Annotated in this window: 25 protein-coding genes; 8 read left to right on the top strand and 17 right to left on the bottom strand. The window is 57.1% G+C overall.

Features of this window, described 5'->3' with window-relative positions; all coding sequences use genetic code 11:
• Positions 1-3: 3 nt before the first annotated feature.
• Both A4E33_RS05675 and A4E33_RS05670 read left to right on the top strand, forming a co-directional pair.
• Complete coding sequence (locus A4E33_RS05675) at positions 4-213, top strand: protein translocase SEC61 complex subunit gamma (RefSeq protein ID WP_292346720.1); 210 nt, start codon at positions 4-6, stop codon at positions 211-213.
• Between the two features lie 11 nt (positions 214-224).
• A complete protein-coding gene (locus A4E33_RS05670) occupies positions 225-764 on the top strand; it encodes a transcription elongation factor Spt5 (RefSeq protein ID WP_292346719.1) in 540 nt (179 codons plus the stop codon).
• Positions 765-1,061: 297 nt separating this feature from the next.
• Here A4E33_RS05670 and A4E33_RS05665 read toward each other — a convergent pair whose 3' ends face one another.
• The 6 genes from A4E33_RS05665 to A4E33_RS05640 form a co-directional block, all read right to left on the bottom strand.
• Positions 1,062-2,606 (bottom strand): response regulator, encoded by a 1,545-nt coding sequence (locus tag A4E33_RS05665; protein WP_292346718.1) that lies wholly within the window; start codon positions 2,604-2,606, stop codon positions 1,062-1,064.
• 38 nt (positions 2,607-2,644) lie between these two features.
• Positions 2,645-3,007: a response regulator gene (locus tag A4E33_RS05660; protein ID WP_292346717.1), complete on the bottom strand. Its 363-nt coding sequence runs from the start codon at positions 3,005-3,007 to the stop codon at positions 2,645-2,647.
• Entirely contained in the window at positions 3,004-5,148 is a 2,145-nt protein-coding gene (locus tag A4E33_RS05655; protein ID WP_292346716.1) for an ATP-binding protein, read from the bottom strand. Before A4E33_RS05655 ends, A4E33_RS05660 begins: the two co-directional genes overlap by 4 nt.
• Positions 5,149-5,334: 186 nt before the next feature.
• Positions 5,335-6,048 (bottom strand): ABC transporter ATP-binding protein, encoded by a 714-nt coding sequence (locus A4E33_RS05650; RefSeq protein ID WP_292346715.1) that lies wholly within the window; start codon positions 6,046-6,048, stop codon positions 5,335-5,337.
• A 1-nt stretch (position 6,049) separates the two neighbouring features.
• The gene (locus A4E33_RS05645; RefSeq protein ID WP_292346714.1) at positions 6,050-7,264 is read right to left on the bottom strand and encodes an ABC transporter permease; all 1,215 of its coding nucleotides are present in this window, start codon (positions 7,262-7,264) and stop codon (positions 6,050-6,052) included.
• A complete protein-coding gene (locus A4E33_RS05640; protein WP_292346713.1) occupies positions 7,254-8,561 on the bottom strand; it encodes a COG1361 S-layer family protein in 1,308 nt (435 codons plus the stop codon). Before A4E33_RS05640 ends, A4E33_RS05645 begins: the two co-directional genes overlap by 11 nt.
• 151 nt (positions 8,562-8,712) lie before the next feature.
• On the opposite strand from A4E33_RS05640, the gene A4E33_RS05635 reads away from it, so the two are divergent.
• On the top strand, positions 8,713-9,327 hold the full coding sequence (locus tag A4E33_RS05635; RefSeq protein ID WP_292346712.1) for a TetR/AcrR family transcriptional regulator: 615 nt from the start codon (positions 8,713-8,715) through the stop codon (positions 9,325-9,327).
• 63 nt (positions 9,328-9,390) lie between these two features.
• Here the strand turns inward: A4E33_RS05635 and A4E33_RS05630 are convergent, their stop codons facing one another.
• The 4 genes from A4E33_RS05630 to A4E33_RS05615 all read right to left on the bottom strand — a co-directional run bounded on the left by A4E33_RS05630 (position 9,391) and on the right by A4E33_RS05615 (position 14,127).
• The gene (locus A4E33_RS05630; RefSeq protein WP_292346711.1) at positions 9,391-11,592 is read right to left on the bottom strand and encodes a PAS domain S-box protein; all 2,202 of its coding nucleotides are present in this window, start codon (positions 11,590-11,592) and stop codon (positions 9,391-9,393) included.
• A 240-nt stretch (positions 11,593-11,832) separates the two neighbouring features.
• Positions 11,833-12,327, bottom strand: a complete 495-nt coding sequence (locus A4E33_RS05625) for an ROK family protein (protein WP_292346710.1) — start codon at positions 12,325-12,327, stop codon at positions 11,833-11,835.
• A gap of 89 nt (positions 12,328-12,416) precedes the next feature.
• The gene (locus A4E33_RS05620) at positions 12,417-13,376 is read right to left on the bottom strand and encodes a hypothetical protein (protein WP_292346709.1); all 960 of its coding nucleotides are present in this window, start codon (positions 13,374-13,376) and stop codon (positions 12,417-12,419) included.
• A gap of 355 nt (positions 13,377-13,731) precedes the next feature.
• Positions 13,732-14,127 carry a hypothetical protein gene (locus A4E33_RS05615; protein WP_292346708.1) on the bottom strand — a complete coding sequence of 132 codons (396 nt, stop codon included), beginning with the start codon at positions 14,125-14,127 and terminating at the stop codon, positions 13,732-13,734.
• Between the two features lie 530 nt (positions 14,128-14,657).
• Here A4E33_RS05615 and A4E33_RS05610 point away from each other — a divergent pair.
• From A4E33_RS05610 to rpl12p, 5 genes are all read left to right on the top strand, one after another.
• On the top strand, positions 14,658-15,542 hold the full coding sequence (locus A4E33_RS05610) for a hypothetical protein (RefSeq protein WP_292346707.1): 885 nt from the start codon (positions 14,658-14,660) through the stop codon (positions 15,540-15,542).
• A gap of 113 nt (positions 15,543-15,655) precedes the next feature.
• A complete protein-coding gene (locus A4E33_RS05605) occupies positions 15,656-16,135 on the top strand; it encodes a 50S ribosomal protein L11 (protein WP_292346706.1) in 480 nt (159 codons plus the stop codon).
• 57 nt (positions 16,136-16,192) lie between these two features.
• Positions 16,193-16,837: a 50S ribosomal protein L1 gene (locus A4E33_RS05600; protein WP_292346705.1), complete on the top strand. Its 645-nt coding sequence runs from the start codon at positions 16,193-16,195 to the stop codon at positions 16,835-16,837.
• Entirely contained in the window at positions 16,837-17,685 is an 849-nt protein-coding gene (locus tag A4E33_RS05595) for a 50S ribosomal protein L10 (RefSeq protein WP_292346704.1), read from the top strand. The genes A4E33_RS05600 and A4E33_RS05595 overlap by 1 nt, the downstream gene beginning before the upstream one ends.
• Before the next feature lie 27 nt (positions 17,686-17,712).
• Entirely contained in the window at positions 17,713-18,027 is a 315-nt protein-coding gene (rpl12p, locus tag A4E33_RS05590) for a 50S ribosomal protein P1 (protein ID WP_292346703.1), read from the top strand.
• A 45-nt stretch (positions 18,028-18,072) separates the two neighbouring features.
• On the opposite strand, the gene A4E33_RS05585 is transcribed toward rpl12p, so the two are convergent.
• The 7 genes from A4E33_RS05585 to hypF all read right to left on the bottom strand — a co-directional run bounded on the left by A4E33_RS05585 (position 18,073) and on the right by hypF (position 24,627).
• Positions 18,073-18,396 carry a nucleotidyltransferase domain-containing protein gene (locus tag A4E33_RS05585; RefSeq protein ID WP_292346702.1) on the bottom strand — a complete coding sequence of 108 codons (324 nt, stop codon included), beginning with the start codon at positions 18,394-18,396 and terminating at the stop codon, positions 18,073-18,075.
• Positions 18,377-18,769: a HEPN domain-containing protein gene (locus A4E33_RS05580; RefSeq protein ID WP_292346701.1), complete on the bottom strand. Its 393-nt coding sequence runs from the start codon at positions 18,767-18,769 to the stop codon at positions 18,377-18,379. Before A4E33_RS05580 ends, A4E33_RS05585 begins: the two co-directional genes overlap by 20 nt.
• Before the next feature lie 339 nt (positions 18,770-19,108).
• Positions 19,109-19,645 (bottom strand): hypothetical protein, encoded by a 537-nt coding sequence (locus tag A4E33_RS05575; protein WP_292346700.1) that lies wholly within the window; start codon positions 19,643-19,645, stop codon positions 19,109-19,111.
• Between the two features lie 80 nt (positions 19,646-19,725).
• The gene (locus tag A4E33_RS05570) at positions 19,726-20,580 is read right to left on the bottom strand and encodes a DUF2927 domain-containing protein (protein ID WP_292346699.1); all 855 of its coding nucleotides are present in this window, start codon (positions 20,578-20,580) and stop codon (positions 19,726-19,728) included.
• Between the two features lie 72 nt (positions 20,581-20,652).
• Positions 20,653-21,651: a radical SAM protein gene (locus tag A4E33_RS05565; RefSeq protein WP_292346698.1), complete on the bottom strand. Its 999-nt coding sequence runs from the start codon at positions 21,649-21,651 to the stop codon at positions 20,653-20,655.
• A gap of 24 nt (positions 21,652-21,675) precedes the next feature.
• The gene (locus A4E33_RS05560) at positions 21,676-22,098 is read right to left on the bottom strand and encodes a hypothetical protein (protein WP_292346697.1); all 423 of its coding nucleotides are present in this window, start codon (positions 22,096-22,098) and stop codon (positions 21,676-21,678) included.
• 291 nt (positions 22,099-22,389) lie between these two features.
• Entirely contained in the window at positions 22,390-24,627 is a 2,238-nt protein-coding gene (gene hypF, locus A4E33_RS05555; RefSeq protein ID WP_292346696.1) for a carbamoyltransferase HypF, read from the bottom strand.
• Positions 24,628-24,637: the final 10 nt, after the last annotated feature.

Below are 24,637 nucleotides of genomic sequence, written 5' to 3'. Positions count from 1 at the left end.
AATATGGAAATTTCAAAGCCTGAATTCAAAACGGACGTTATTCACGAGGAGTTATTCCGCAAGTACCTCCGGGTCCTCAAACTCGCGCGCACCCCCACCCGGGAAGAGTTCACCAAGATCGCGGCCGTTGCGGCAGCCGGTGTCCTTCTCGTGGGGCTGATCGGCTTCATCATCATGGTCGGATTCGAACACAAAGCCATGTTCGGGTTCTGATCGCGAGGGTTATGACACAGCCAACCCCCCCGGCATCTGCCACACCTGCATCCCAGCCCCCTGCGGCTCCCGCTGCACCCGAAGTGTTCAAAAACCGCATCTTTGCGATCAAGACCACATCAAAGCAGGAGCGGACAGTAGCCGACAATATCCTCAAGGCGATCGAGACAAAGGCAACCGATATCCGGGTCTCGTCGATCATCGTCCCGAACGAGCTGCAGGGCTATGTCCTCGTCGAGACGCCCGAGGAGCGGAACCGCATCGAGCAGCTCGTGGAGCTGATCGCCCACGCCCGCGTGGTCACCAAGGGCGAGACGAGCCTTGCCGAGGTCGGCCACTTCCTCGTCCCGAAGCCGGTCGTTGCCGGCATCGACGAAGGAACCATCGTGGAGCTGATCGCGGGCCCGTTCAAGGGCGAGAAGGCCGTGGTCAAGCGCGTGGACTCCGGCAAGGAAGAGATCACGGTCGAGCTCTACGAAGCCGTTGTCCCAATCCCGATCACCGTCCGCGGCGACAATGTCCGCGTGGTCGAGAAGGTCAGCGACCAGTAATTCTTATCTTTTCTCCGGCCGTTTTTCCTGGAATATTCCGGCTAGTTCAGACCCTTGGATCCGGATGTCGGTATCAGGGGACCCTGCACGGCCAATCTCCTGCATGATACCATGCCCTGCATTCCCGCTTATATTCCGGGTAAAGACAGCCGGATCGCGCGACAGGCCCGGCCGGAATCCAAGGAACGACACATGGTGCCGGATCGGACCATCAGGGAAAGAAGGGAGAGAACAAAGATGCAGTGAGCCGGGGATGATATGTGAAAACGGCCGGGTTCCCAACGGGGGATAAATCCTTTATGTATCTGCCGGCCTGAACCGGTACAGGCCCTTTGGTATCGTGATCTCAAACCGGGCGCCATTTCCATACATCCCCGTCTCGGCTATGCTCATGCCGGAGATCTCCAGGAATTCCCGGACAAAGAACAGCCCGATCTTCCCCGCACCACCAACCGTGCGCTCAAAGATCCGGGTCTTGTGATCCGGGGGAATCCCGACACCGTCATCTTCAAAGATCAGCAGCAGCCCCTGCAGGGTTTCCCTGCATGTAACGGAAACACGGCTCGCTGTTTCTCCGTGCCGTGACGCATTCTGCAGAATGTTGAAGATGACCCGGTCAATCAGGGGATCGGCATAGATTTCAAGCCCGTTCAGGCTGCAGTCAAGGGCCAGGCTTTCTTTGCGGCTCAGGTGGGCGAACTGTATCCGCACCGAATGTTCCACCGGAATCCAGCGTGACTGGTCTTCCCCCATCTGCTGGTAATCCTTCGTGCTCTCGATCAGGGTGTGGATTGATCCGAGGATCTCCTCCTCCTTTGCGATGAACGAGATCCGCTCCTGCTCGGTGTTCGATCTCTTTTCAAGCTCGAGATATCCCCGCAGTGCCGTGACCTTGTTCTTGATATCCTGGTAAGCCACATCCCTCATCAGCGCAAGCTTGCGGTTTGCAAGACTGATTCTCTCCTCCATCAGCTTGCGGTCGGTGATATCCCTGACGATCATGCTCGTCCGCTTCTGCCCGTTCCGATCGAAAAAGACGGCGGACGATATCTCCCCGGAGAACCGTGTGCCGTCTTTTCTCACCAGGGTCAGTTCGCCTTTGAAAAATCCTGTCCGCTCACGCTCATCCAGTGCAGCGGGAAGGCGCGGATCGGTCATATCGACAAGCCCTGCCCTGCCAAGGGTTTTCATCTCCTCCTCCGTGTGCTGGAACATGCGGCACGCTGCGGGATTTGCCGCAAGGATCGTGCCATCCATGCCGGTCATGAAAATTGCATCAAGGGAATTCTCGTAGAGCAGGCGGAACTTCTCCTCGCTCTCGGCAAGCTGCCGGGTCTTCTTGTCAAGCTTCGCACCTACCCGCTGCGCGTACTCCCGGCTGAAGGTCAAATCATCGATGACCGGGTGTGCGGCATAATCCCTCGGGCACGCTCCGTGTTCTCTGAATGCCTCCCGGATCTGCAGGAGGAGGTCTTCGGGCTCTGCCGGTTTGATGATATACCGGAGTGCCCCGAGGGAGAGGCCGAACTCCTCGTCTTTCTTTTCCGTATAGGTTGCCGTATAGAAAAGGAACGGGATTGAGCGAAGCTCCGGATCCTTCTTGCATTCCCGGATGAGCTGGAACCCGTCCATGACCGGCATCAGGACATCGGAGACGATCCCGTCGAATCGCCCGGCCCGGAGTTTTTCGAGCGCCTCCGCTCCGTTCTTTGCGGTCACGACCGAATATCCGGCGCCCCTGAGCAACACTTCAAGCAGGTAGACATTCCGGCTGTTATCGTCGGCAATCAGGATGTTTTTGCCCTCACCTTCTGCCGGTTCCGTCCCCGGGATGACCTGCACCTCCTTCCAATGACCTATCTTAAACCTGTCGTATATAGTTATCTGACAAATTTCCTGATCTCGTCGAGGATGGTATCCGGGTTGATCGGTTTCTCGATATATCCCGTGCAGCCCGCGGCGAGCGCCCGCTCACGGTCCCCGGTCATCGCATATGAGGTCAGCGCTATCACCGGGATTGTTGCCCCGCCAGGGGAAGCACGGATCTGCCGGGTGGTCTCGTACCCGTCAATGCCGGGCAGCTGGATGTCCATCAGGATCAGGTCCGGATGGTCACGGAGAGCCGTCCTGACACCTTCTTCTCCGGTAACTGCCTCGATCACGGTATAGCCGGCCCCCCTGAGAATGAAGGACATGAGGTACCTGTTCTTCTCATTGTCCTCGATGACCAGTACTGTCGTCATGGTTTCTCCTGTTCGTGGTATATGGCCGGGAACGCAAAGACAAACACGCTGCCCCTCCCCGGCTCGCTCTCGACCTTGATGTCCCCTCCAAGAAACCGTGCAAGTTTTCTTGACAGGTACAGGCCCAGCCCGGTCCCCTCGGCGAGGCGCCCCGGCATCGTGATGCGGCCGAAGGGGCGGAAGAGCTGCTCGAGCTCCTCGGTCCCGATACCGATGCCCGTGTCCCTGACCGCGATCTCCACCATGGATCCTCTCTGCTCCACGGTCACATCAATCCTCCCCTCGTCAGTGAACTTGATCGCGTTGCTGACCAGGTTCATAACGATCTGCTTTATGCGCCGCTGGTCGCTCGTTACGGTGACGGATCCGGAATATTCCATGGCAAGGACGAGGCCCCGTTCCTGTGCTGCCGGGGCGTAGGTGGTCTTCACGTCAAGGATCACATCGGCAAGATCGAAGGTCGAGATACCGGCCTCGATCTTGTCCGCCTCGATCTTGGAGATGTCGATTACGTCGTTGATGAGCGCGAGGAGGTGCCGTGCGCTGTCCTGGACCATCCCAAGCTGCTTCTTCTGCTCCGCGTTGATCTCGCCGGCGAGCCCTTTTGCCATGATGCCGGTGAACCCGATAATGGAGTTGAGCGGCGTCCTCAGCTCGTGGCTCATGGACGCGATGAAGAGGGACTTGAGCCGGTCGAGCTCCTGCAGGTGAAGGTTGGCCTCCGAAAGTTCGCGGGTACGCTCCGCGACCTTCCTCTCGAGGTCCCGGTGGGCTTCGAGAAGAATCTGCTCGGTTTTTTTCCGTTCGGTGATGTCCGTCATCAGGACGAGCACAGCGGGTTCGTTCTTATATGTTATCGGGACTGCCTGGAGGAGGGCCGTGCGTGGTTCGCCGCCGGTGCTGATCTCCACCTCGTAGGGTTGCAGTGGAGCACCCGACAACCGTTCCGCCATCTTTTTCCTGAGTTCGTCTCTCTGGCGGTCCGTTACAAACGACAGGATCGGCTTTCCGATCACTTCCGCTGCATCAGATCCCAGGATCTGCAGGCCGGCCTTGTTGGCGAAACGGACGATCCCGTCCCTGTCATAGATCGCGATGATATCCGGAAGGTTCTCCACGAGACCGCGGTTGAACTCCTCGCTCTCCCGCAGGGCCTCTTCTGCCTTTCTGCGTTTCTCCTCCTCCCTGATAATCCCCCGGGCGCGGGCGATGTAATACGTGAAGAAGAGCAGCGAGAGGATCAGCAGCGCCGAGATGAGGGTGAGGTCGTTCCTGAATCCCACGATGGTGCCGAGGATCTCATCCTCGGGTGTGGAGACGATAACGGACCACGACGTGTTCCCCAGGGTTACCGGCATGTAGACCGCCTGGAATTTCCGGGCCGGGAGCTGCCGTGCAGGATCTGCGCTGACCGTATAGGAAGACATCCCCCGGGATCCGCTCATCGCCCCGCGTGCCATGGCGGAGAACGTCGGGGAGTCATGATACATATCAAGAACGTTCTTCCCGATCTGCCCTGGATCCGGATAGAAGAGCACGACGCCGTTCCGGCTGACTGCCCAGGCATATCCTGAATCGATCACCCGGATCGGGCCGAGGTTATCCTTCGCAAGGGCATCGAAGGGGATCAGGATCGCAATGCTGCCCCGGAAGGTCCCGTTCCCGAAGACCGGCATGTGGAATGCAACGGTCCTGAAACCCTGGACGGAGGTGAAGACATCGCTGATCACCACGGCACGGCTCTCTATCACCTCGCGGACGTGGGACTGGGAGGAGATGTCCGTCCCGGTTGCGGATTCAACCGGGTACGTGTAAGCGATAATCCCGTGCTCGTCCACCCGGGTGATGGATGAGATCTCCCCGGCATGGCTGTCATAGAAATCCCGCATCAGCTCCCTGCCATCAGGATCAAGGAAAATGATGTGCTCGTTGCCTGCAAGGAACGACAGGGAATTGTTATAGGTATCGAAAAAATTCCCGATCCCCTCGGCAGCCTGGCCGGCATGCACCATCTGCTCGTGGTTCACCTGCGCAATGGTTTTCTCTTCAATGCCGGTGTAAACGGAATACAGCAGGAACCCGCACACAACAAGCAGGATAAGGAACACAACTACCTGCCGGATGGAGCGCAATGATATCACCAGGTTCCGGGAGTATCCAATCGGGCCTGACAAACCATGCCCCGGAACAGATGGCCGGGGTATCCGATTCCGTCCCGTCCGGATATCCGCAGGTTGAGAGGGTATCCTGCCTGATTACGGATATATCTTGCGTTTCCGGTTCAGGCCGGAAACAAAGGATTCTTCCGAGATGGCAACCCCCTTTTTTCATGCAGGGTTCCCCGGCCTTCCATTCCTTCCCACTCTTCCCATCCGCTCCTGATCAAGCAGGCCGTCGCGGATGAAGATGATACGGTCGAAGTACTCCATGTGCCATGGTTCGTGGGAGACCATGACGATGGTCTGGCCGAGCTCCCGGTTCACGGACCGGAAGAGCTCGAGGACCGTTCGGGAGTTCTCCGTGTCGAGGTTTGCGCAGGGTTCGTCCGCGAACAGGATCGAAGGAGTGTTCACGAGCGCCCGGGCAATGCTGACCCGTTGCTGCTCACCCCCGGAAAGTTCGTACACAAGATGATGGAGCCGTTTACCAAGGCCTACCTTTTCGAGCACCCGGGCGGCATCATCGTAACAATCATCGAGAGGGCGGCCCTGCATGATCGCCGGTATCGCCACGTTCTCCATCACGTTGAGCTCTGAGACGAGCGCGTAGTCCTGGAAGACGTACCCGAGATGCATGAGCCGGAACAGCGTTCGTTCGCCGTTGTCGAGCCGCGAGACATCGGTCCCGTTGATCGAGATCGTGCCGGATGTCGGTGTGTCAAGGAGACCGAGCTGGTGCAGGAGCGTGGACTTCCCGCTGCCGGAGGGCCCCATGATCCCGACGAACTCGCCCTTGTCGATCGACAGAGACACGCCCCGGAGCGCCGCCACTTCCACCTGGCCGAGCCGGTATATTCTTTTCAGATCCGCAACCTCGATCATACTAGCCCCTCATCGCATCGAGGATTTCCTCGTCTGTAACCTGCCGCGCCGGGAGGTATGCCGAGATGACCGACACGACAAGAAGCAGCGCGATGCTGGTCGCAAGCCCGCTGTAATCGATGATGGGCGTGAGATACCCCATCGGGAACTTCAGCTGGTACACGCTCAGGAACGCGGAGATACCGTTCAGCATCAGGGTCCCGAGAACAATGCCGCAGGAGCAGAGGAAGAGCACCTGCAGGAGATAGCTTCCCACGATCACCTGCCGGCGGATGCCGATGGCCTTGAGGATCGCGATCTGTTTCTTCCGGTTGATGATATTGATGAAGGTCACGATAAAGACGACCACGCTCGCGACCACGAGGCAGACCACGGTCATGATGGTGTTAAGGAGGGAGAAACTGGCAATCGCATCTCCGAGGATACCCTGGCCCTTCTCCTTCCAGGTCTTCACCTTCTCTCCGACACCGTAATTCATGATGGCGTACTTGAGGGATGTGGCGCTGTCAGCCGATGGACCCCGGACGAGAATCTCGGTAGCGATCCCTTCCGTATGCATCACGGAGTCCATCTCTGTCCGGGTGATGAAAGCCCCGGAATCGATCAGCGCGCCCTCGGTCTCGAAGATCCCTTTTACCCGGTAACTCTTCACGATACCGTTACTGTACATGACATTGATCCGGTCGCCGACCTTCACCCCCCCGAGGGACGGCAGTTTGTCCTTTGCCTCGTCTTCGGTCCCGGCCAGCAGGGCACCGATCAGGATCTGGCCGGAATCGCCTTTGGAGAGATAGTCTCCGTCCTTCATCCTCAGCTGGTACTGCGTGACCCGTTGTTCGTCGACGGGGTCGAACGCGGTGAGCGCTTTTGACTGGAACTTCCCGTTCTTCGGGTTCGTGATGGTGACTCCCGTGCTGACCCGGGCTGATGCACCGGTGACTCCCGGGATCCGCTGGACCTGCCGGATAACTGCATCGGCACCGGTAATTGTTGTCTCCCGGTCCCTGGGCTCGATCGCCACGTGGCCGTACTGGAAATCGATCATCTGCTGGTTGTACAGGCTCACCACCCCGCCGATGATCATGGAGAGGAAGTTCATCAGGACAATCACGAGCGCGATAATGAGCACGGTAAGGGCGAGCGTGTTCCGGTTCCCCCGCCGGATGGCCCGGACCGCGAGGTAGAGCGAGACCCGCCAGCCGCCGTCAGTTCCCATTGCCCTTCCCCGGGCGGATCCGGTAGTACCAGTACGCTGCCCCGGCACCGGCGCAGAGGATGGCGATGAGGACGATGACAAGCGGGAGAACGGAGCCGGGAGCGATCATGACCGTTGTCGTCTCGCTGACCGTGTGCGATCCGTACTCGTCAAGGTAGGAGATGGAGATTTTCGTGGGTACGATGCCATCCTTTGTTGCCTGCAGGTAGAAGATCGCGGGGGCGTCGCTGTCCCTGTCAATGGAGCCGATGAAGGCCTCCTTCGTACCATCAAAACCGGAGTCAAGCGATGCCCGGACGGACGTGGCGCGATCGGTGCCGGTATTCTCGATCCGGACGACCAGCGTGAACGGGCTGCCCGGAACCGGCCTTGAGGGATCCGTTGTCACCGAAGAAACGGCGATTTCGGCCTTTCCCCTGAACGGGATGCCGAGCGTTTCGGTCTGCCGCACGGTTGTCCCGTCGATATTGTTGTAGGTGATGACAAGACTGACCGGGTAGATCCCGACCGGCGTATCCCGGTCAGATGCGAACCGGAGGCTGATAGGGAAGGTCTCGCCCGGGTCAAGGGAGGCAATATAGAACCGGCCAGTACTTGCGAGCGCGATGGATTTCACGGACGGATCCACGATAACGGATATATCGCTTGCCCGTGTCAGGCCGGTGTTCTCTATCACGATGCCGGCAGCGATGTCATCGCCCGGAACAACGCTTTTTGGCAGGTTCTTGGTTATTGCAAGAGATGGCTTTTTCTGGGTCGCGATGTCGGTATTGACATTGACCAGGATCGGGTAACGGGTGCTCCGGCCGTCCTTGACATCGATCCATGCCTCGGGGAAATATATGCCGCTCTTTGCCGGTGCCCGTATGATAAACGTGACCTGCACGGACTGGCCCGGCCCGAGTTCGCCGACCCGGTCGAAGTCATCGTTGAGAACCTCTACCCCGTTCTCGTCAAGGTGCACGTTCTCGATGAAGACGTTGATGTCCGTACTCCTGGTCGAGGCAAACGTGCTGCCCATGACAATACCGCTGTTCTCCTTCTCGGTCGCGGCCTGTGCGGTATTTTTAATTATCAGCGTTATCGTCCCGGTATCGCCGGGCATGAGCACCGCGGGGGTCACGGTGTAGCCGTCCACGATGACCGTGGGATCGGCAGCAAAAACCGGTGCGGCAACCAGCGGGAGCAGGATTATCAGGATACCGGGCATGAGCAGCCGTACCCCTGCGGATGTTCTCACATTCTGTTCGCGGACCCGGGATCCGGATCTGTTGTTTCCAAGTGCACGAATCGCCATCTCCTCCTGTCATAGCATGAACGGGAATACTGGTTCCCTGATGAGTGTACATTTGTTCAATTAATTAAACATTTGTTTAGTTTACTGAAAAATGTTTTAATTGAGAAAACGCAAGGTGAATATACACAACCCGCCAATGCAGATACAGATCATGCCACGGATCAACCCGGAGTACCGCGAGGATGCAAAGAAGAAGATCATCGAGGCAGCGGTTGATGTCGCTCTCGATGGCGGCTGGGGCAGCGTGACGCTGGAAGCGATCGCCCAGAAGGTCGGGGTCACCAAGGGAGCATTCTATTCGTATTTTCCCAGCAGCATGGCGCTGATGCAGGACGTCATCATCGCGATGATTCGCAGGATCCGCGATCATGTCCTTGCATGTGTTTCCGGTGCAGATGATATCCATACCGCTCTTGAACGGATTGCCGACTTCATCTTCCTCCAGCCGAAGCCGTTCATCCTCATCTTCATACAAGCCATATCCAGCGCACCGAAGGATCCGGCATTCCTGCAGCGGATCTCGGACCTGTTCGATGAGAACAGTGCCCTGATCATGAACGAGCTTGCCCGCGCCCGGGAGAACGGCCAGGTTCCGGCGGAAGTGGACCTGAGGGAAGCAACCCGGGCAATTTACTGCATGACCATAGGTCTTGGCCTTGCTGCCCATGTTCTCCAGAAAGACAGGAACGAACTCAGGCAGACCTGGCTGACCTCCGCGGAACGTATTCTGCTCCTCGACCGCTGGGAGCAGAAAGGCAGGCGGTGAACCGGGCCGGTCCCGCGATCCGCGATCGGTTCCCCGTCCTCCGGCATCGTGAAATTGTCCCGGTTATGTAGGCTCAGCACGGGCAGGAGACCCGGAGCGATCGTCCCCGTTCCTGCCGAAGCGGTATTCACCTGCCGGCACGGTAATCTCGAACCGGGCACCTGAACCCGGAACTCCTGTCTCCCGGATGGTGATCCCCGTGATCGACAGGATCTCCCGGGCAAGGAAGAGGTTTGTCCCGCTCAGTCCTTTGAATTCCCGGGTAAAGATCCTCTCTTTTTTTTCTGCCGGTATGCCGGGGCCGTTGTCTTCGACAACGATCGTGAGGTGGTCAGCTTCCTGCCGGTACCGGATCGTTATACCGGTTGCCCCTTTCCCATGCACAAGGACATTCTCCATCAGGGTAAAGAAAACGTGCTCAAGCATGGGATCTGCATAGATCTCGAGATCCGCCAGGTCCACGGCACGCGAGATCCGGGAGAAGTCAAGGTGGGAGATCGCATTGAGCAGCACATAATTCACCTCCTGCCACCGCGGCTGGCCGATCCCGAGGTCCTGGTATTTCCTGATGAAGTCGATCGAGTTTCTCACGGTCCGCAGGATATCCTCGCCCTTGGTGAGACGCTCCTGAGCCTCCGCGCTGCATCCGCCGGTCTTTGCCAGCTGGATATACCCGGCCAGCGAGAAGATCCCGGTCTGGACATCCTGCAGGGTCATGGTGTTCAGGAGGGCCAGTTTTTTCCGCGCCTGCAGGAGGGCATTCTCGCTCATCCTGAGTTCCTCATAGTTTTGCCTGAGGTATTCTTCCGTTGCTGCCAGCTGCTCGTACGCCGCCTGGAGTTCCGCGTTCTTCTGTGCCAGTTCGGTCTCCGCTTTCCTGCGGTTCGCCACCTCAGACTGCAGGTATTCGTTGATCGTTTTCAGCTGCTCTTCTGCCCGTTTCCGTTCGCTGGTGTCCCGCACGATACAGAATATCAGCTTCCGGCCGGAGAATTCCGCGGCATTCGTGCTGATCTCGACATCGATTACGCTCCCGTTCTTCCTGCGGTGGCGGGACTCGAAATTGTCCCCTTGCGCATCGATTGTCCGGATCATTTCCTGTATCTGGTCCTGTTTGATCTGGACATCCCATTCCCAGACGTGCAGCTGCTGGATCTCCTCACGCGAATATCCGAGCATCTCCGCGAATCTCCGGTTCGCTTCATAGACTTTACCCTCCTGGTCAAGGATGACGATGCCGTCCCGTGACTGGTCGATGAGAATCCTGCGCCGTGAGATCTCATCGGCAAGCTCCTGCTCGGTCTTCCTGCGACTCGCGATCTCTGCCTGCAGATCCTTGTTCTGCCGTGCAAGTTCAGCGGTCTTTATTCTCACCTGCCGCCGGAGGAGAACGCTCATGGCAACGAAGAGGACGGCAATCAGGGCTGCGATAACGAGACCGCCCCACAGCCAGGGGGGGATTATCCCGCCGTCGGCCTTTATACCAAACCATTTCTGCATTGCCTGGCCGTAGACCGACGAGGGGTTGCCCTTTCCTTCCGCAACATACCGGTCGAGGGCCAGAAGAATATCCGCGTTCTTACCTTTCGGTACGGCAAAACTCATCGGAGTGGGATTGAACATCACGGGAGTCTCGGAAAGACCGTAGGTTTTCGCGTCCTCCTGGCCTGCCGTGTTGAACACCACAAGGGCATCTGCTTCTCCGGCTGCAACTGCCGCAAAAGAATCAGTCGGAATATCCCGCTCAACATACGTGGCATTGACATCGAACTTCTTTGCGTAGTCGCGGAATGCGATCCCGCTGATATCCCCCTTGACTACGGCTACCCGTTTCCCGTCAAGGTCAAGGATCGTGTTGATGCCGGACCCGGGACGTGCATAGACCTGCGACCATACTGAGAAGGGCGACTCGTGACTGAAGTCATATACCTTCTCGCGGTCGGGATTGGCAGCGATTCCCGTCATGAGGTCGATATCGCCGGTCTTCAGTCGTTCCATGCTCTCAGAGAGTGACCCACGGACCCAGATGACATTCCAGCCCTCCTGCGCGGCCATGTCGTTGATGATGTCGACGAAAAAACCTGCCGGCTTTCCCTGATCATCGGTAAAAAGCGTAGGCTTGAGATCGGGGAGGGCGACTTTCACGTCGCGGGCAGCGGCTGCCGGAGAACAGAGCACAGTAATAAGAAGGAGTGCAGCTGCCAGCAGGCTTGCCCACTGCAGGGTGTTGTTCTTTTCGCAGGTGTGAAGAGGCAGCGGGACCATGTTCGAACCTGGCAATCCGTTCCTGGCAGATCCGGAAATCTGGCAGTATTCCGGTTTCTGAATGCTGTTTGATAGCGTGCCGGCCTTTTTATTCTTTTGGGATGCCTGCCATAGAGGAAGGGGTGGCAGGAGATGTTCATCAGGTCATCAACCGATGAGCATTCGGCTTTTCCAGCCCGATTTGACGCCTGATTTTTTTATAAAACATGAAAAGGTGGTGCAGGAAATATCCGTAATGTTTTATGTTCTTTTTCCCGCATTCAAGGCGTCCCGCTTCTTTGCTGCAGCGGAATAGAGCCCCGCAACCGCCCCGAGATCACGTTCAAACTCCGCCATGTCGGTTTTCCTCCCGCCGATAGTCGCCGGAGTGTAGGGGATATCACCGGCCTCCGAGAAATCGTCCTCCGCGATCTGGAGTGCAAAGGATCTGCCGACAGAAGGCTCGATAACGTCGTCGAGCGGATTCTCGCCCCGTATTTTCACGTCGATGTCGAGAGCATTTTTCATCTGCTCCAGGGTTGCCGTTGCAAACCCGAGGACGATCACTTCCCGCGGGTCAAAGATGTTGATGAAGGTGAGCAGCCGGGCACTGCTGCCGCCCGGTTCCTTTCCCTGTACTCCGAATCCCGTTGTGTGGAACCATGCCCTGCGGAAATCGTCATACGTCCTGCCTTCTTTCAGCCTCCGTGTCAGGATGGAGACCGTTGTCATGCGTCGTGGTTCTTCTGCTGCCATGGATTATCGCACCGATACGTATGACAGGGAATTTGCACCGTGATCCGATATCGTGGGTTCCAAAAAAAAGAGACTTCCCGAACCCGGCATCAGGCCAGCAGGGTCAGGAAGAGGACGGAATACAAAATAACCGAAACCGACGGAATGATCCGGATCGACCAGCGGCTTACCATATCGACCATCGCACTATCCTTCACCTCATTGAACCGGTTGATCAGGATACCCGATATCAGCACCATTACGAGCGTAGCATACGTCACGATCATAAAATAGTCAAGGAAGGTCGCGTACTCGACCATCGGCATGGCGTCGGCGATCCGCCAGTGGATGAGCACGGCCGCGAGGAACATCGAGGCGTTGAGGCCGAGCCGTGACGTCACTTTCATCAGGAGTGACGAGAGGGAGACGATGACGATCAGCATCACCGGGAGGAAGAACTTTAAAAATGTCGAGAGCGAGTCCCGCGTTATGTCGTACGAATAGACAACGCGGGAGTAGGCTATCTCCTCCCCTTCGTAGGTGTGGTTCATGACATACGCACGTTTTGCACCGAATTTCCAGCCGGGGAGACTGGCAAGCGGGTCGAGTCCGGTGGAATTCCTGTCGATGACGAGGATCATCTCCTCCATGTTCTTTACCCGCGGCTCGACAACGATCTGGAGCGTGTGCCGGTCGAACGGGAAGCGGTGGAAGTCGGGATCGGTATCAAGAGAGGCAAAGACCCGGAAGTATTTCCGTGTCGGGGTATCGGTAAGGAGCCCGACCGTGTCCGCATGCCCGTTCATCATCTCGAAGTCCGTGGTATTCACCGGCCGGTCGGAGTCCAGCGTGACGTAGAAATTTGTCTGGTACGTTCCTTCCCGGGGATTGTAATTGGAGAAATCCACCACATAGGTCCCGATGCGGACGATCTGCGGACCCTCTGAGGTATTGGATGCGGGAGACGAACCGGCAGGCACTGTAAATACGCCGGTATCGGAAACGGCATCCGGCTGGCCGAACGTGTCAGCAGCAGACGGGCAGGTAAAGCAGGCAATGACAAGAACCAAAAGGACAAGGGACCCGCACTTCCTGTCGCGGCAGGGTGTTGCATTCCTTGTGTTTGTATGCAGGTACGGCGTCCCATGCCCGTGAGTTCCGGTGATGATATCGCCTCTGACAAAAAATCGTCATGCAGTGTAATATGTATTCCGTTCCGTCAAAGGCGTGAGAGAATGGATGTCAGCAGCGCCGGGAAGTATGAATGCCGGATCGCGCCGGGATCTCTGCGATGAAGAAGCAGTTCACGATCACCGTTACCATACGAAGGGACGGATACCGAACAAAAAAAACAATCCTGCCGGGTGAATTGACCGCGGTTGCGTCGCGGCCAGGTAATCCTTTCGGAACCGGGAGCGCACACCCTTACAGGGTATCGATCTCCTCCTCGACATCCTGCCACTCAGCCCGTACCGGTGACCGTGCAGACAATTCGGATTTTATCCACACGATGACGAAGAGGATGACATTCCAGAAAAAGATCCCCTCGGGGGACATGACCGAGGTTGCCGCGGACAGAATCACCGAAATTACCAGGATCCCGATACCATACCGGGAGAAGTACACCCGCCCCACGCTCCGGAGCACTTCCTCAAACCGCGTGTCCATTTCCGATTCGCGGATGTGGTTATAATTCTCCCCGAGGGTATGTCCCCTCACGCGAATAGAATCGCCGGGGATCTGGTGAAGGCGCAGACTATCTTCGTCAATCGTGTAACCGGGACCCGGATACAGGTTTTTCTCCCATGAATCCTCGGGCATATGTGTGTTATAGTAAATATCACCGGGAACCAGTATTTATCGGTACCGCTGCCGGCAGATTCCAGCTTTTGGCTCCGGAATGCAACCCGCCCGCCATGTATCCTGCAATGAATGCAACAGGGATTCCGTTTTCTGGCCTGCGTGGATGGCCAGGGTTTTCTCTCCGTCGGAGAACTCAGCCGGCCCCATGTCCGACACCCCTTTAAATCTGATCTCTCCGACGTGAATTCAAAAACCCGCCCTTCCCTTCGCCACGTCCGCGAATACGTGCTGATGGGTGCCCCTCCACAGAACGCGGATACGGGCGTCTTTTCGCAGGGTGATTTTAGGCGGGACAGCCCCACAATAGCCCAGCAGGCCCGAGGCGGGGATCGGCCGCTGTAAGAGTGCGGCAGCCCGACATTTCCGGGCACGATTTTCCTGGTTTTACGGCAATCGGAGGCCATTTCAGGCGTATCCGAAAACAATAGTGTCTTTTTTTCACGAAACAGTGTCAAATCGGGTACCGGGAAGGGTAAACGGAGGCGAAAATGGCGCCGGATGGGAGACAGTCGGTTTGGGGGAGCCAGGGAGGGGATTCTACCCCCCACTTTGGAAGTCGGTGCGACGCAATCGAAAAAGATTCGGTCGAAGACCTATTTGATTGGTCATCCCTCTCAAGTAGATCCTTTAAAAGACAAAATTTTTCCTTTGTTAATAGGGAATATCAAGTATTGAAAAAACAATCTTATTGTTTGATGAAAATTTATCTCAATATCTTCAGAATTATTCTTTGGGTCTTTCTTTTTATTTCGGGTCTCGCTGTAATAATTTGGGGATTATTTGTTACTTCACTTTTGTTAATTTTTTTTGGAAGCTTAATTGCGTTCAGCCTTTTATTTCCAGTCGTTAACTCAATAAAAAAATCTGAGAAAATTGCTCTAAATTTTCCATATCAGAAAATTAGTAATGAATCATACTCGAGTCCATACCATTCAATAATTATCGCGAACTCAACTAAACGGAGTAAACGTGTTGGTATCTTTGTTGGAATTGATTTGCTTGTTAATAGGATTCAATCTCAAAAATGTAAGTATAAAATAACGTTATGTAAAACTCCTACTGAAGTTAAAAACGAAATCGAAAATCCCAATGCCGTTTGCATTTACTTGTTCGGGCATGGATTTAAAGGCGGTTTAACCTTTTATAATGAGGAATCCATTTCAGAATTTGATTATTGTACAGTCAATCCAACAATTTCAAAAAAATTTATCGGGCAATTTCATTGTAACAGTGGAAATGAACAATCACTTGTTGAATTGTTAATAAAAAACCCTGATGAGAATAATCATTATTTTATGAACGGATTCACAACAACATTCCTACTTTGGTATGATATTCAATTCAAGGTAATCCATAAGATAAAAAAGTGTTAATCTCTTCTCCTTCTCCCCCCACTAACGATCACCTTTATCTCCCCTCCCATCAATATTTACAGACCCAAGCTTGGAGCCCTTTTTCATAAAGGGAAAAGCGTGGTGCAAAGACTATGGCAGAAGTGGTCGAGGTATTAGTACCCGGCGGAAAGGCAACGGCTGGTCCACCCCTTGGACCGTCGCTCGGGCCCCTCGGTATCAACGTGAAGGCCGTAGTCGACGAGATCAACAAGAAGACCGCATCCTTCAACGGCATGCAGGTCCCCGTGAAGATCGAAGTCGACGCGAAGAAGAACTTCACGCTGACGGTCGGTATCCCGCCGACCACGGCACTCATCAAGAAAGAGGCCGGTATCGAGAAGGGATCCGGAGAGCCCAACGCCAAGGTGGCAGGAAACCTGCCATTCGAGGCCGCTGTCAGAATCGCCAACATGAAACTCGAAGGCATGCTCTCCTACGAGCTGAAGACCGCAGTCCGCGAAGTCATCGGCACATGCGTGAGCATGGGAGTCACGGTTGATGGCAAGAAGCCTAAAGAGGTTCTCAAGCTCATCGCCGAGGGCAAGTACGACAGCAAACTCGCAGTGAAATAATCCGAAAACCATAGGAGATCGGCCAAAAGTCCGGTCGCAGAACTATGGAGGAATCTGATGGTTGATAGGGCCAAGATTTTAAACGCTGTGAAAACGGCGATTGAGAAAGCGCCAAAACGCAAGTTCTCCGAGAGCATTGATATTACCATCAATCTCAAGAACATCGATATGGCGCAGCCGAAGAATCGTATCGACGAGACGGTTCTTCTTCCCCACGGGTCCGGCGAGAACGTCGGCATCTGTGTCATCGGGAAAGGAGACATCGTCACGCAGGCAAAGGATGCCAAAGTCGACCTGATCATCGGCCCTGAAGAAGTTGAGCGGCTCGGCGGCCAGCCCCGCGAAGCACGGAAGGTAGCGTCTAAGTACCGTTACTTCCTCGCGGAGACGGCTGTCATGCCCGGTGTCGGACGGTACTTAGGTCCCCGGCTCGGGCCCCGCGGCAGGATGCCCATGCCGATCCCGGCACAGCAGGACATCCGCCCGATCGTCGAGCGCCTGCGCAACTCGGTGAAGATCCGTACAAAAGACAAGACGGTCTTCTCCATGAAGGTCGGTACAACGGCGATGACGCCGGAGCAGGTCGCTGAGAACATCGAAACGGTCGTCAAGAGGGTCGAGTCCGTCCTGGAACAGGGCCCGCTGAACGTTCGTTCCGTCTATGTCAAGACCACGATGGGTCCCGCAGTGAGGCTGGAATAATGGCACTGTACACCCACCACCTCCCCGCGTGGAAGAAGGATGAGGTCGAAGACATCAAGAAGAACGCGAAGCTGTATAAGCTCGTCGGGCTTGTCGACATGTACGGAATCCCCGCACAGCAGGTGCAGCAGATCCGCCGGAACCTCCGCGGGAAAGCTGTCATCAAGGTGACGAGGAACACATTAATCAAGCACGCGTTCGAGGAGATCGGCGGGGATCTGAAGAACCTCTCGAAGTACATCTCCGGTCACTCGGCGATCATCTTCACGAACGACAACCCGTTCAAGCTCTTCAAGCAGCTCGAGAAGACCAAGACCAAGATGGCGGCAAAGCCCGGCGAGAAGGCGCCCGAGGACATCGTTATCCCCGGCGGCCCCACGAGCTTCAAGCCCGGCCCGATCGTCGGCGAGCTCCAGCAGGCCGGCATCCCGGCAGCCATCGAGGGCGGCAAGGTCAAGATCCGCGAGACCAAGACGGTCGTCAAGAAGGGCGGCGTCATCAACGCGAAACTCGCGGCAATCCTCGTCAAGCTTGATGTCAAGCCCATGGACGTCGGTGTTGCCCTGCAGGCAGCATTCCATGACGGCAGCATCTACGAGCCGTCCGTGCTCGCAGTCGACGAGACGGTCATCCTCGGGCAGATCGCGCTCGCAGCCCGGCAGGCACAGGCACTGTCGGTCGAGGCAGCATACCCGACAAAGGACACCATGGCAGCAATCCTGACCAAGGCGGTCCGTGATGCACGGGCAGTTGCGATCGATGCAGCGGTCTACGAGAAGGACGTTGTCGATGCGATTATCGGTAAAGCGCAGAGAGAAAGCCAGGCACTCAGGAACCTGGTAAAATAATTATTGAGATTCAACAGGTGATTTGAAATGGAGTATATCTATGCAGCACTTCTCCTGCACAAGGCAGGCAAGAAGATCGATGAGAACGGCGTCAAGGCAGTCCTGACCGCCGCTGGTGTAGCAGCAGACGAAGCACGGATCAAGGCACTCATTGCAGCCCTCGACGGCGTCAACATTGAGGAAGCCATCAAGGCAGCAGCAGCAGCCCCGGTTGCCGTTGCAGCAGCACCCGCAGCAGCAGGCGCAGCAGCACCCGCCGCCAAGAAGGAAGAGAAGAAGGAAGAGCACAAGAAGGAAGACGAAGAGAGCGGCATGGCAGGGCTCGGCGCCCTGTTCGGCTAAACTTTTCTCTCTTTTACTATTCTGTAAGAAAAACTGTTTTCAACGTCACCGCTCAAACAGAACCTTTCCTGTCTGCAGCGCAGTCTTCACCAGTGGATTATCAAGCTCATCAGTCGTATAGGGAAACACATCAGCGGCAATACCGATTTCCGAGAATGCATCGAGAAAATGCCGGATCCTGTCAACAAACCTGCGTGGATCAGCCTTCAGGACAATAAGAATATCCACATCGCTCCCGGGGACTGCCCGCCCCTCTGCAAATGATCCGAAAAGAACTATCCTTTGTACGTTCGGATCAGTTCTGAGGATACCAACAGCCCCTTCAAGCTGCCGGTCTATATAATCCCGGTCAAGCCAGAAGGTCTTCACAGAACCGTACGACTTCTCCCGCACTGCGGATTGCATCGTCTGCATCCTCCGAATCGAAATGATCTGCCGGTGTTCCTTCTGCCATACCATCCGGGTATCGTGAGGGGATGTAGAAGCCGTCAAGTTTTTTTGCTGCCCTGCGAATCCCTTCGGGAACCTCTATCTTCCTCTCGGAAAGCCCTCGAAGCAGCGAGCCAATACCGTGGCCGATTGCCGATCCGCCTTTTGCCTGGTACACTGCCTTGACTGCTTTCTCCGCTGCCTGTTGTGCAATGAAACACGCCCATTCATGGAAGCCGGCGTCACGGGCATTTTTCGCCATATCCAGATCGCGTTTTGCCTGTTTCATCCAGTCAGCGCTGCGTTCGGCCATATGTTCCGCTCACCCGGGATGCTGCCCGGATGTCTCTTATCACATATCATGGATAGAGGATAATATAATCATGGTGGGACCTGCGGGCTCCCGGACCCGTTGCTGCGTTCTCTTGACGGCAAACGTGCAGGAGTACAAGAAGGAAGACGAAGAGAGCGGCATGGCAGGGCCCGGCGCCCTGTCCGGCTAATCCGAGAGGTTCATCAGAACCTCGAGGAGGAGAAGATTTGCGAAGTGTATCTTCGACTCTCATTTTCAATAAAAATGTATTGAATTTCTGTTTTCAGTGCCGGTGCATACGGGCATTAAAAAAACGCCTCTCCCAGACCTCTGCATGCATCATCCCGCCATCAGCGCAACCGGCGGGAACAGCTTTGCGAGATACGCAGTATCCGGCTGCCCGGTGTACAGGTGGAGCCCGACGATGAACGCATACAACACAAGGAGGATATACAACGCGTAACTCGCGCCGGTGGTGCACGGCTTGACGAAGTGGCTGATCTGCCAGGCCGAGTAAAAGGCATCGAAAATACTGAGGATCCAGACTCCGAAGAAGAAGATTGCGTGGAACCGCGTGAGGATGTCCGTGGCGACCATGTCGAACGAGATGACAATCAGTGCAAGGAAGAACAAAAAACCCTTCATGGTCTCCGCGTTGTAGAACTGGCCGAGCCCCGGGCTGACAAAGGACAGGATGCCTGCGATCCAGGGGTTCCGTGCAGCGACCACGAACGTTTCGGCCTTCAGCGGCGACGGGGCGCTGAAATCCTGCTGGTCGTAGATCCGCTTATGGCAGGCGCGGCAGAAGTACTCGTCGTACGCGATGATTGCTCCACAATACGGGCAGTTCCGCCCGACCTGCTCCCTGCTGCCCATCCAACAACTATCAACGGGATAACGATAAAGCGTTTCTCCCGAATAAAAAAAGAAACGATACCGGGACGAACCCCGGGTACCTACGGGATATAGACGACCTTCCGGACTTCATCTAGGGTCATCCCGTTATAGAGGCCGTCCTGGTACAATGTGCCGATGACCTTCTTGTCGGCTGTCGTCAGCTGGTAATTGGTATTGTCGCCGGCATAAAAAACACTGTCCGGAAAGATTGCGCTCTCGCCGGTCAGGCCCATCTCGTACATCAGGCTCCGGACCAGGACGTGTTTCCGTGCATCATCCTTGAGGTTCGCGTTGATGTAAACCGTGCCGCGGATGATCTTTGCCCCCACAGCATTGTCCTGGCGCAGTTCCCTGCGGGTCAGTGACTCGGTGAACGGTCCGCTCTCGGGCGCTTCCATGAGGCTGATGGCCGAGAGGCCGTCTTCCGGGAGGAACTTGATGAACAGGTCGCCGGTCCCGCTCTCCTTGATATTCTCGGAGATCTTCATGGTCGACGAGACCCCGTTGAAATCAGCGGCGGTCTTTTCGAGCAGGGCGATATCGTCAGATCCTGCGGACAAGGCAACGATGACGACCCGGGGTCTGGACGAGGAATAATCCAGGCGTTCGAGCCGGTTGGTGCCCGCGTAGGCGACATCGAGAAAATGGTTCGCGTAATCATTCGCCGTTGCTACGGTTACCGCTGGGGTTGCGGCTGTCGCAGGTGGTGCGATGGTGGCGATTGTGGTGACCGGAGGAACGGTCAGGACGGCAGAAGGTGTGGTTACGGGAACGGGCGTTGTCATGATCGTGGTGACGGTTGTCTGCGGCATCGTGCCTGCCGCAGTATTGCCGGGTCCGCCGGTGATGACCCATGCAAGACCGACACCGATGATGATAATCCCGATGACCATGAAAATTGTGGAATTATTCATAGGGAAGGTTTTATCCGGGTTTGGATAAACATGCCGATCCATTCGCCGGAGAGTGGCTTCCGGGGCCGGGGATCAGACGGGCTGTGCCGTGTAAATATTGTGTTTTGTCGAGACGATCTTCACCCGCACGTTCCCGGCCTGCTTCCCGCAGTTGTAGACCGAGACCACCCTGTCGCGTGCCACCCCGAGCATCTCGCCCCGGATCCAGCCCGGCGCCCGGATCTCCACGGTGACCTTCTCGCCTTTGTCGAACACGAGCGGGACGAACGGGCGCCGGATGGTCTGGAAATCCCGGGACGGGTCGAGACGGAGCCGGAGGCCGGACTCCTTCTCCCACCCGGCAAGGCTCCGGTTGTAGAACTGCCACCAGCTCTGGGACTTCACACCCTTCGGGGTCCTGCCGTACCGGTAGTGCTCGAACTTCTGGATCCCGAGCGGCGGGAACCGTTTTCCGGCGCCGATCTCCCGTGCGAACCGGATCAGCTTCGGGATCTCATCATCGTTGATCCCCGGGACGTAGACCGGGGCGATCAAAAGGTCGATCCGGCTCCGGGCAACCGCCCGTGCGGATTCGGTGAGCGTATCGATCTCGAACCAGTCCACGCCGGCAAGCATCTTCGCGATGCCGGGATCAAGGGCGTGGAGCGAGAGATTGACCCGGTCGAGCCCGGCCGATTCGAGGGCTGCGATAGTATCAGCATTGAGGAGCGTGCCGTTGGTCTGGAGCGAGATGGCGGTGACTTCCGGAATTTTCCGGAGTGCCGCCACGAGATCAGGGAGCCGGCGGTACATGAGCGGTTCACCGGGCGAGTCGATGTGGCACTCCACGCCCGGACCTTTGAACCGGGCAATCTCCTGCACGGCACCGAGGAGGTATTCCATATCGACTTCATAACTCGTGGCCCGTGTCCTCGATGCCGGGCCGGCATCCACCGAACAGAACGGGCAGTTCAGGTTGCACCCGCAGCTCGGGCGCACCTGCAGGAGGCTCGTGCCACGGTCGATGACGCCGAAATAGAGCGAGCCCATGAGCGGGATCCCCGATTTTTCGGTGATATGAACATGGGTCATAAAAAATGGGACCTGCCGTGCCGGTCAGAGCCGGTCCATGCGGAGGCGGTAGCCGGTCCATACCCCGTTCCCGAGGGAGGGCACGGGATTCTCCATCCGGGCGAAGACGAACTCGAATGCTTCCTGCCCAACGGGATTCCGCCCGGTCCGGGCGCAGTACCGTACAAATGCCTCGTACATGGCATTGCAGGGAATGTGCGATAACGGGTCCGGGATGAGCACATCCTCGTGGAACCGCCAGATGCCCTCGAACTCCCGGTCCTCATCGACAAGCGGACGGGCAAGGTCCTGATCAACGATCTCGGTCGCCACCTGCTGACGGGATACCTGCCGGAGGTCGCGGTAATAGTCGGCAACAACCGTCAGCCCCTGCCGGAGATCGTTGAGTTCCATCTCGAGGTTTTTGATCTTCTTTTCCTGCTCCTGGATTCGATCATCGTCTGCCATTGTTCGTTAGTTCACCGTTTCTTTTCAGGTGAGATAAAATGTACGGGTGCAACAAACCGGTAAGTAACCGGATCGCCCCCTTTACGCCAGCCCTGCCCCCGTTGGCGGCGGGGGCGTTTGCGATGGGACGGATTACCGTTTTCAGGAATGCAAAGGAGGATACTTTTCCATTTCCTGATGTTTTCGCGTCTCCCTTATGAGTGACTATCGCAACGGGGGATGCCCAGCGGCGGGGGCTTCGTCGCCAGGCGAAGCCCCCAAGAGCGTCAGAGATTTTTTGGAACCGGGGGCTCACTCCCTCCGTCCCTTCAGCACCGCACCGGCGTACACGCATTGCCCGTACGAGACGCAGCCGTCGCCGAGCGGGTAGTCGGCGTTGATGATGCAGTTCAGGCCGCTCTTTGCTATCTCCTGCCGGATCGTTTCCCGGATCTGGTGGTTGTAGGCAACCCCCCCGCTGAGAGCCACGTTTTTCATGCCCTGCTGTCCCGCAACCCTGACAGCCATTGCGGCAATACCACGGGCAAGGTTATACTGGAAGGAGGAGGCAATGGATTTGACATGGCGGCGATCCTTAGGGTTTGCGTCTTTCAGTTTCACAAGCGCCGTTCTCATCAGGGCACGGGTTGAGAGCACCTCGCAGCCATCAAGCGATGAGAACGTGAGCTCCCATGGCTCCGGCGCAGCGCCGGCGGCCGCAGACTCCAGTTTCATGGCCGGCTCGCCGTCATAGGTCCGCTCTTTGCAGATCCCGAGAAGGGCGCTTGCCGCATCCAGTACGCGACCGGTGCTGGTGGTTGTCGGTACGTTGAATCCCGTGGCTACCTGCTTTCTCAGAACGCCGAGATCCACATCCGGCCAGCCCCGCGAGGCGAGGAGTGCCAGGATCTCTTCCTCCGGCAGGATGCCGTAGAGCATCCGCTCCGGGAAACGGGTGGCAAGGTCCCCGCCCGGCATCGGTACCGGCTCGAGATGGGCAACGCGTTGCAGGCCGGGCACCTGCCCGCAGAAGATCTCGCCGCCCCAGATCGTGCCGTCGTCGCCATACCCTACGCCATCGATTGCGATTCCGACGCACGGCCCGGTCGTCGCTGCCGCGATGTGGGCACGGTGGTGCTGGACAGGGACAAGCTCGAGACTGTGCTCCGCCGCAAGCTCGCGGGCGAAGCGCGTAGAAAGGAAGCTGGGATGGAGGTCATGTGCAATTACATCGAACTTCGCGCCGAGGATCCGCTGCAGGTTTTTCACGGTCTCCTCCAGGTACGCGAGCGTTGGGGGGTTCCGCACGTTGCCGACATGCGGGGAGGTGACGGCAAACCCGCCCCGGTAAATCGTGGCGTTCGCGTTCAGCTCCGGGCCGACCCCGAGGATGCAGCGGTTCCCGAGGTCGATTGCTGTCCGCTTCGGGGCAATGCCCCGCGAGAGCCGGATGATGAAGCCGTCCCGCATCACAGAATCGTCGCACCGGTTCACGATCCGCCGGTTGTGGACAAGGAAGAAATCCGCGTCGTGGTTCAGCTTCGCCATAGCCACGTCGGTGTCCGTGATCATCGGGTACCCGGGCATGTTGGCGCTGGTCATGATCAGGAGCGGGTGCTTCAGGTGCGAGAAGATGAGGTGGTGGAGGCCGGTGTACGGGAACATGCAGCCGATGGTATGGATGTTGCTGATCTCAGCGTGGGCCGAATGGTCCCGCTTCTCCAGCACAACGATAGGATGGATCGGGCTCTCAAGCAGTCTCTTCTCCTCCGGTGTAACGATCGCGAGGTTCTCGATGAAGTCCGGCCGGACCATGATCGCGAACGGCTGCTCGATCCGGCCGAGGCGCTGCTTGAGGGTTGCTGCAGACTTTTCAATACAGGCCAGGTGGAACCCGCCGATCCCCCGGATGGCGAGGATGGATCCGTTGTCGAGCAGCGAGGCGGCTTCCTTCACCGGGTCGTGGCAGGTGACCCTGTTCCCGGCCCGGTCGGACAGGCTCAGGTCCGGCCCGCAGGCATCGCACGCGATGGTCTGGGCATGGTGGCGCCGGGAGTGGGGGTCACTGTACTCCACGGCACAGGCATTGCACATCGGGAAATCCGCCATGGACGTCCGCTCCCGGTCGTAGGGGATTTCGCTGATGATGCTGTACCGGGGCCCGCAGTTCACGCACGAGGTAGCCCAGTAGTCGTGATACCTCCCCCCTTTCCGGAAGATGTCGGCAATGCAATCGCTGCAGATCGCGATATCGGGCGGGATCATGCCGGTGAACGAGCCGGTCCCGCTCCGGAGGATGAAAAAACCGTCCGGGATCTCCTGGATCGTCCCGGTCACCTCAACCGAGTCGATCCGGGCGAGCGCGGGACCCCGCGAGACTGCCCCGACGAACTCCTCGAACCGCTCCCCGCGGGCATAGATCTCCACCTCGCTCCCGAGGTTCTTCACCGAACCGGAGATGCCGAGATCGCATGCCTGCGCATAGACGAACGGGCGGAACCCGACTCCCTGTACAATGCCGCGAACCGTGATTCTGCCCGTTTTCTGCATGATTTGTGTC

This window comes from Methanoregula sp. PtaB.Bin085 (assembly GCF_002067035.1).
GTDB lineage: Archaea > Halobacteriota > Methanomicrobia > Methanomicrobiales > Methanospirillaceae > Methanoregula.
The sequence above is the reverse complement of the archived record's forward strand: the minus strand, read 5'-3'. Positions and strand labels throughout refer to the sequence as shown.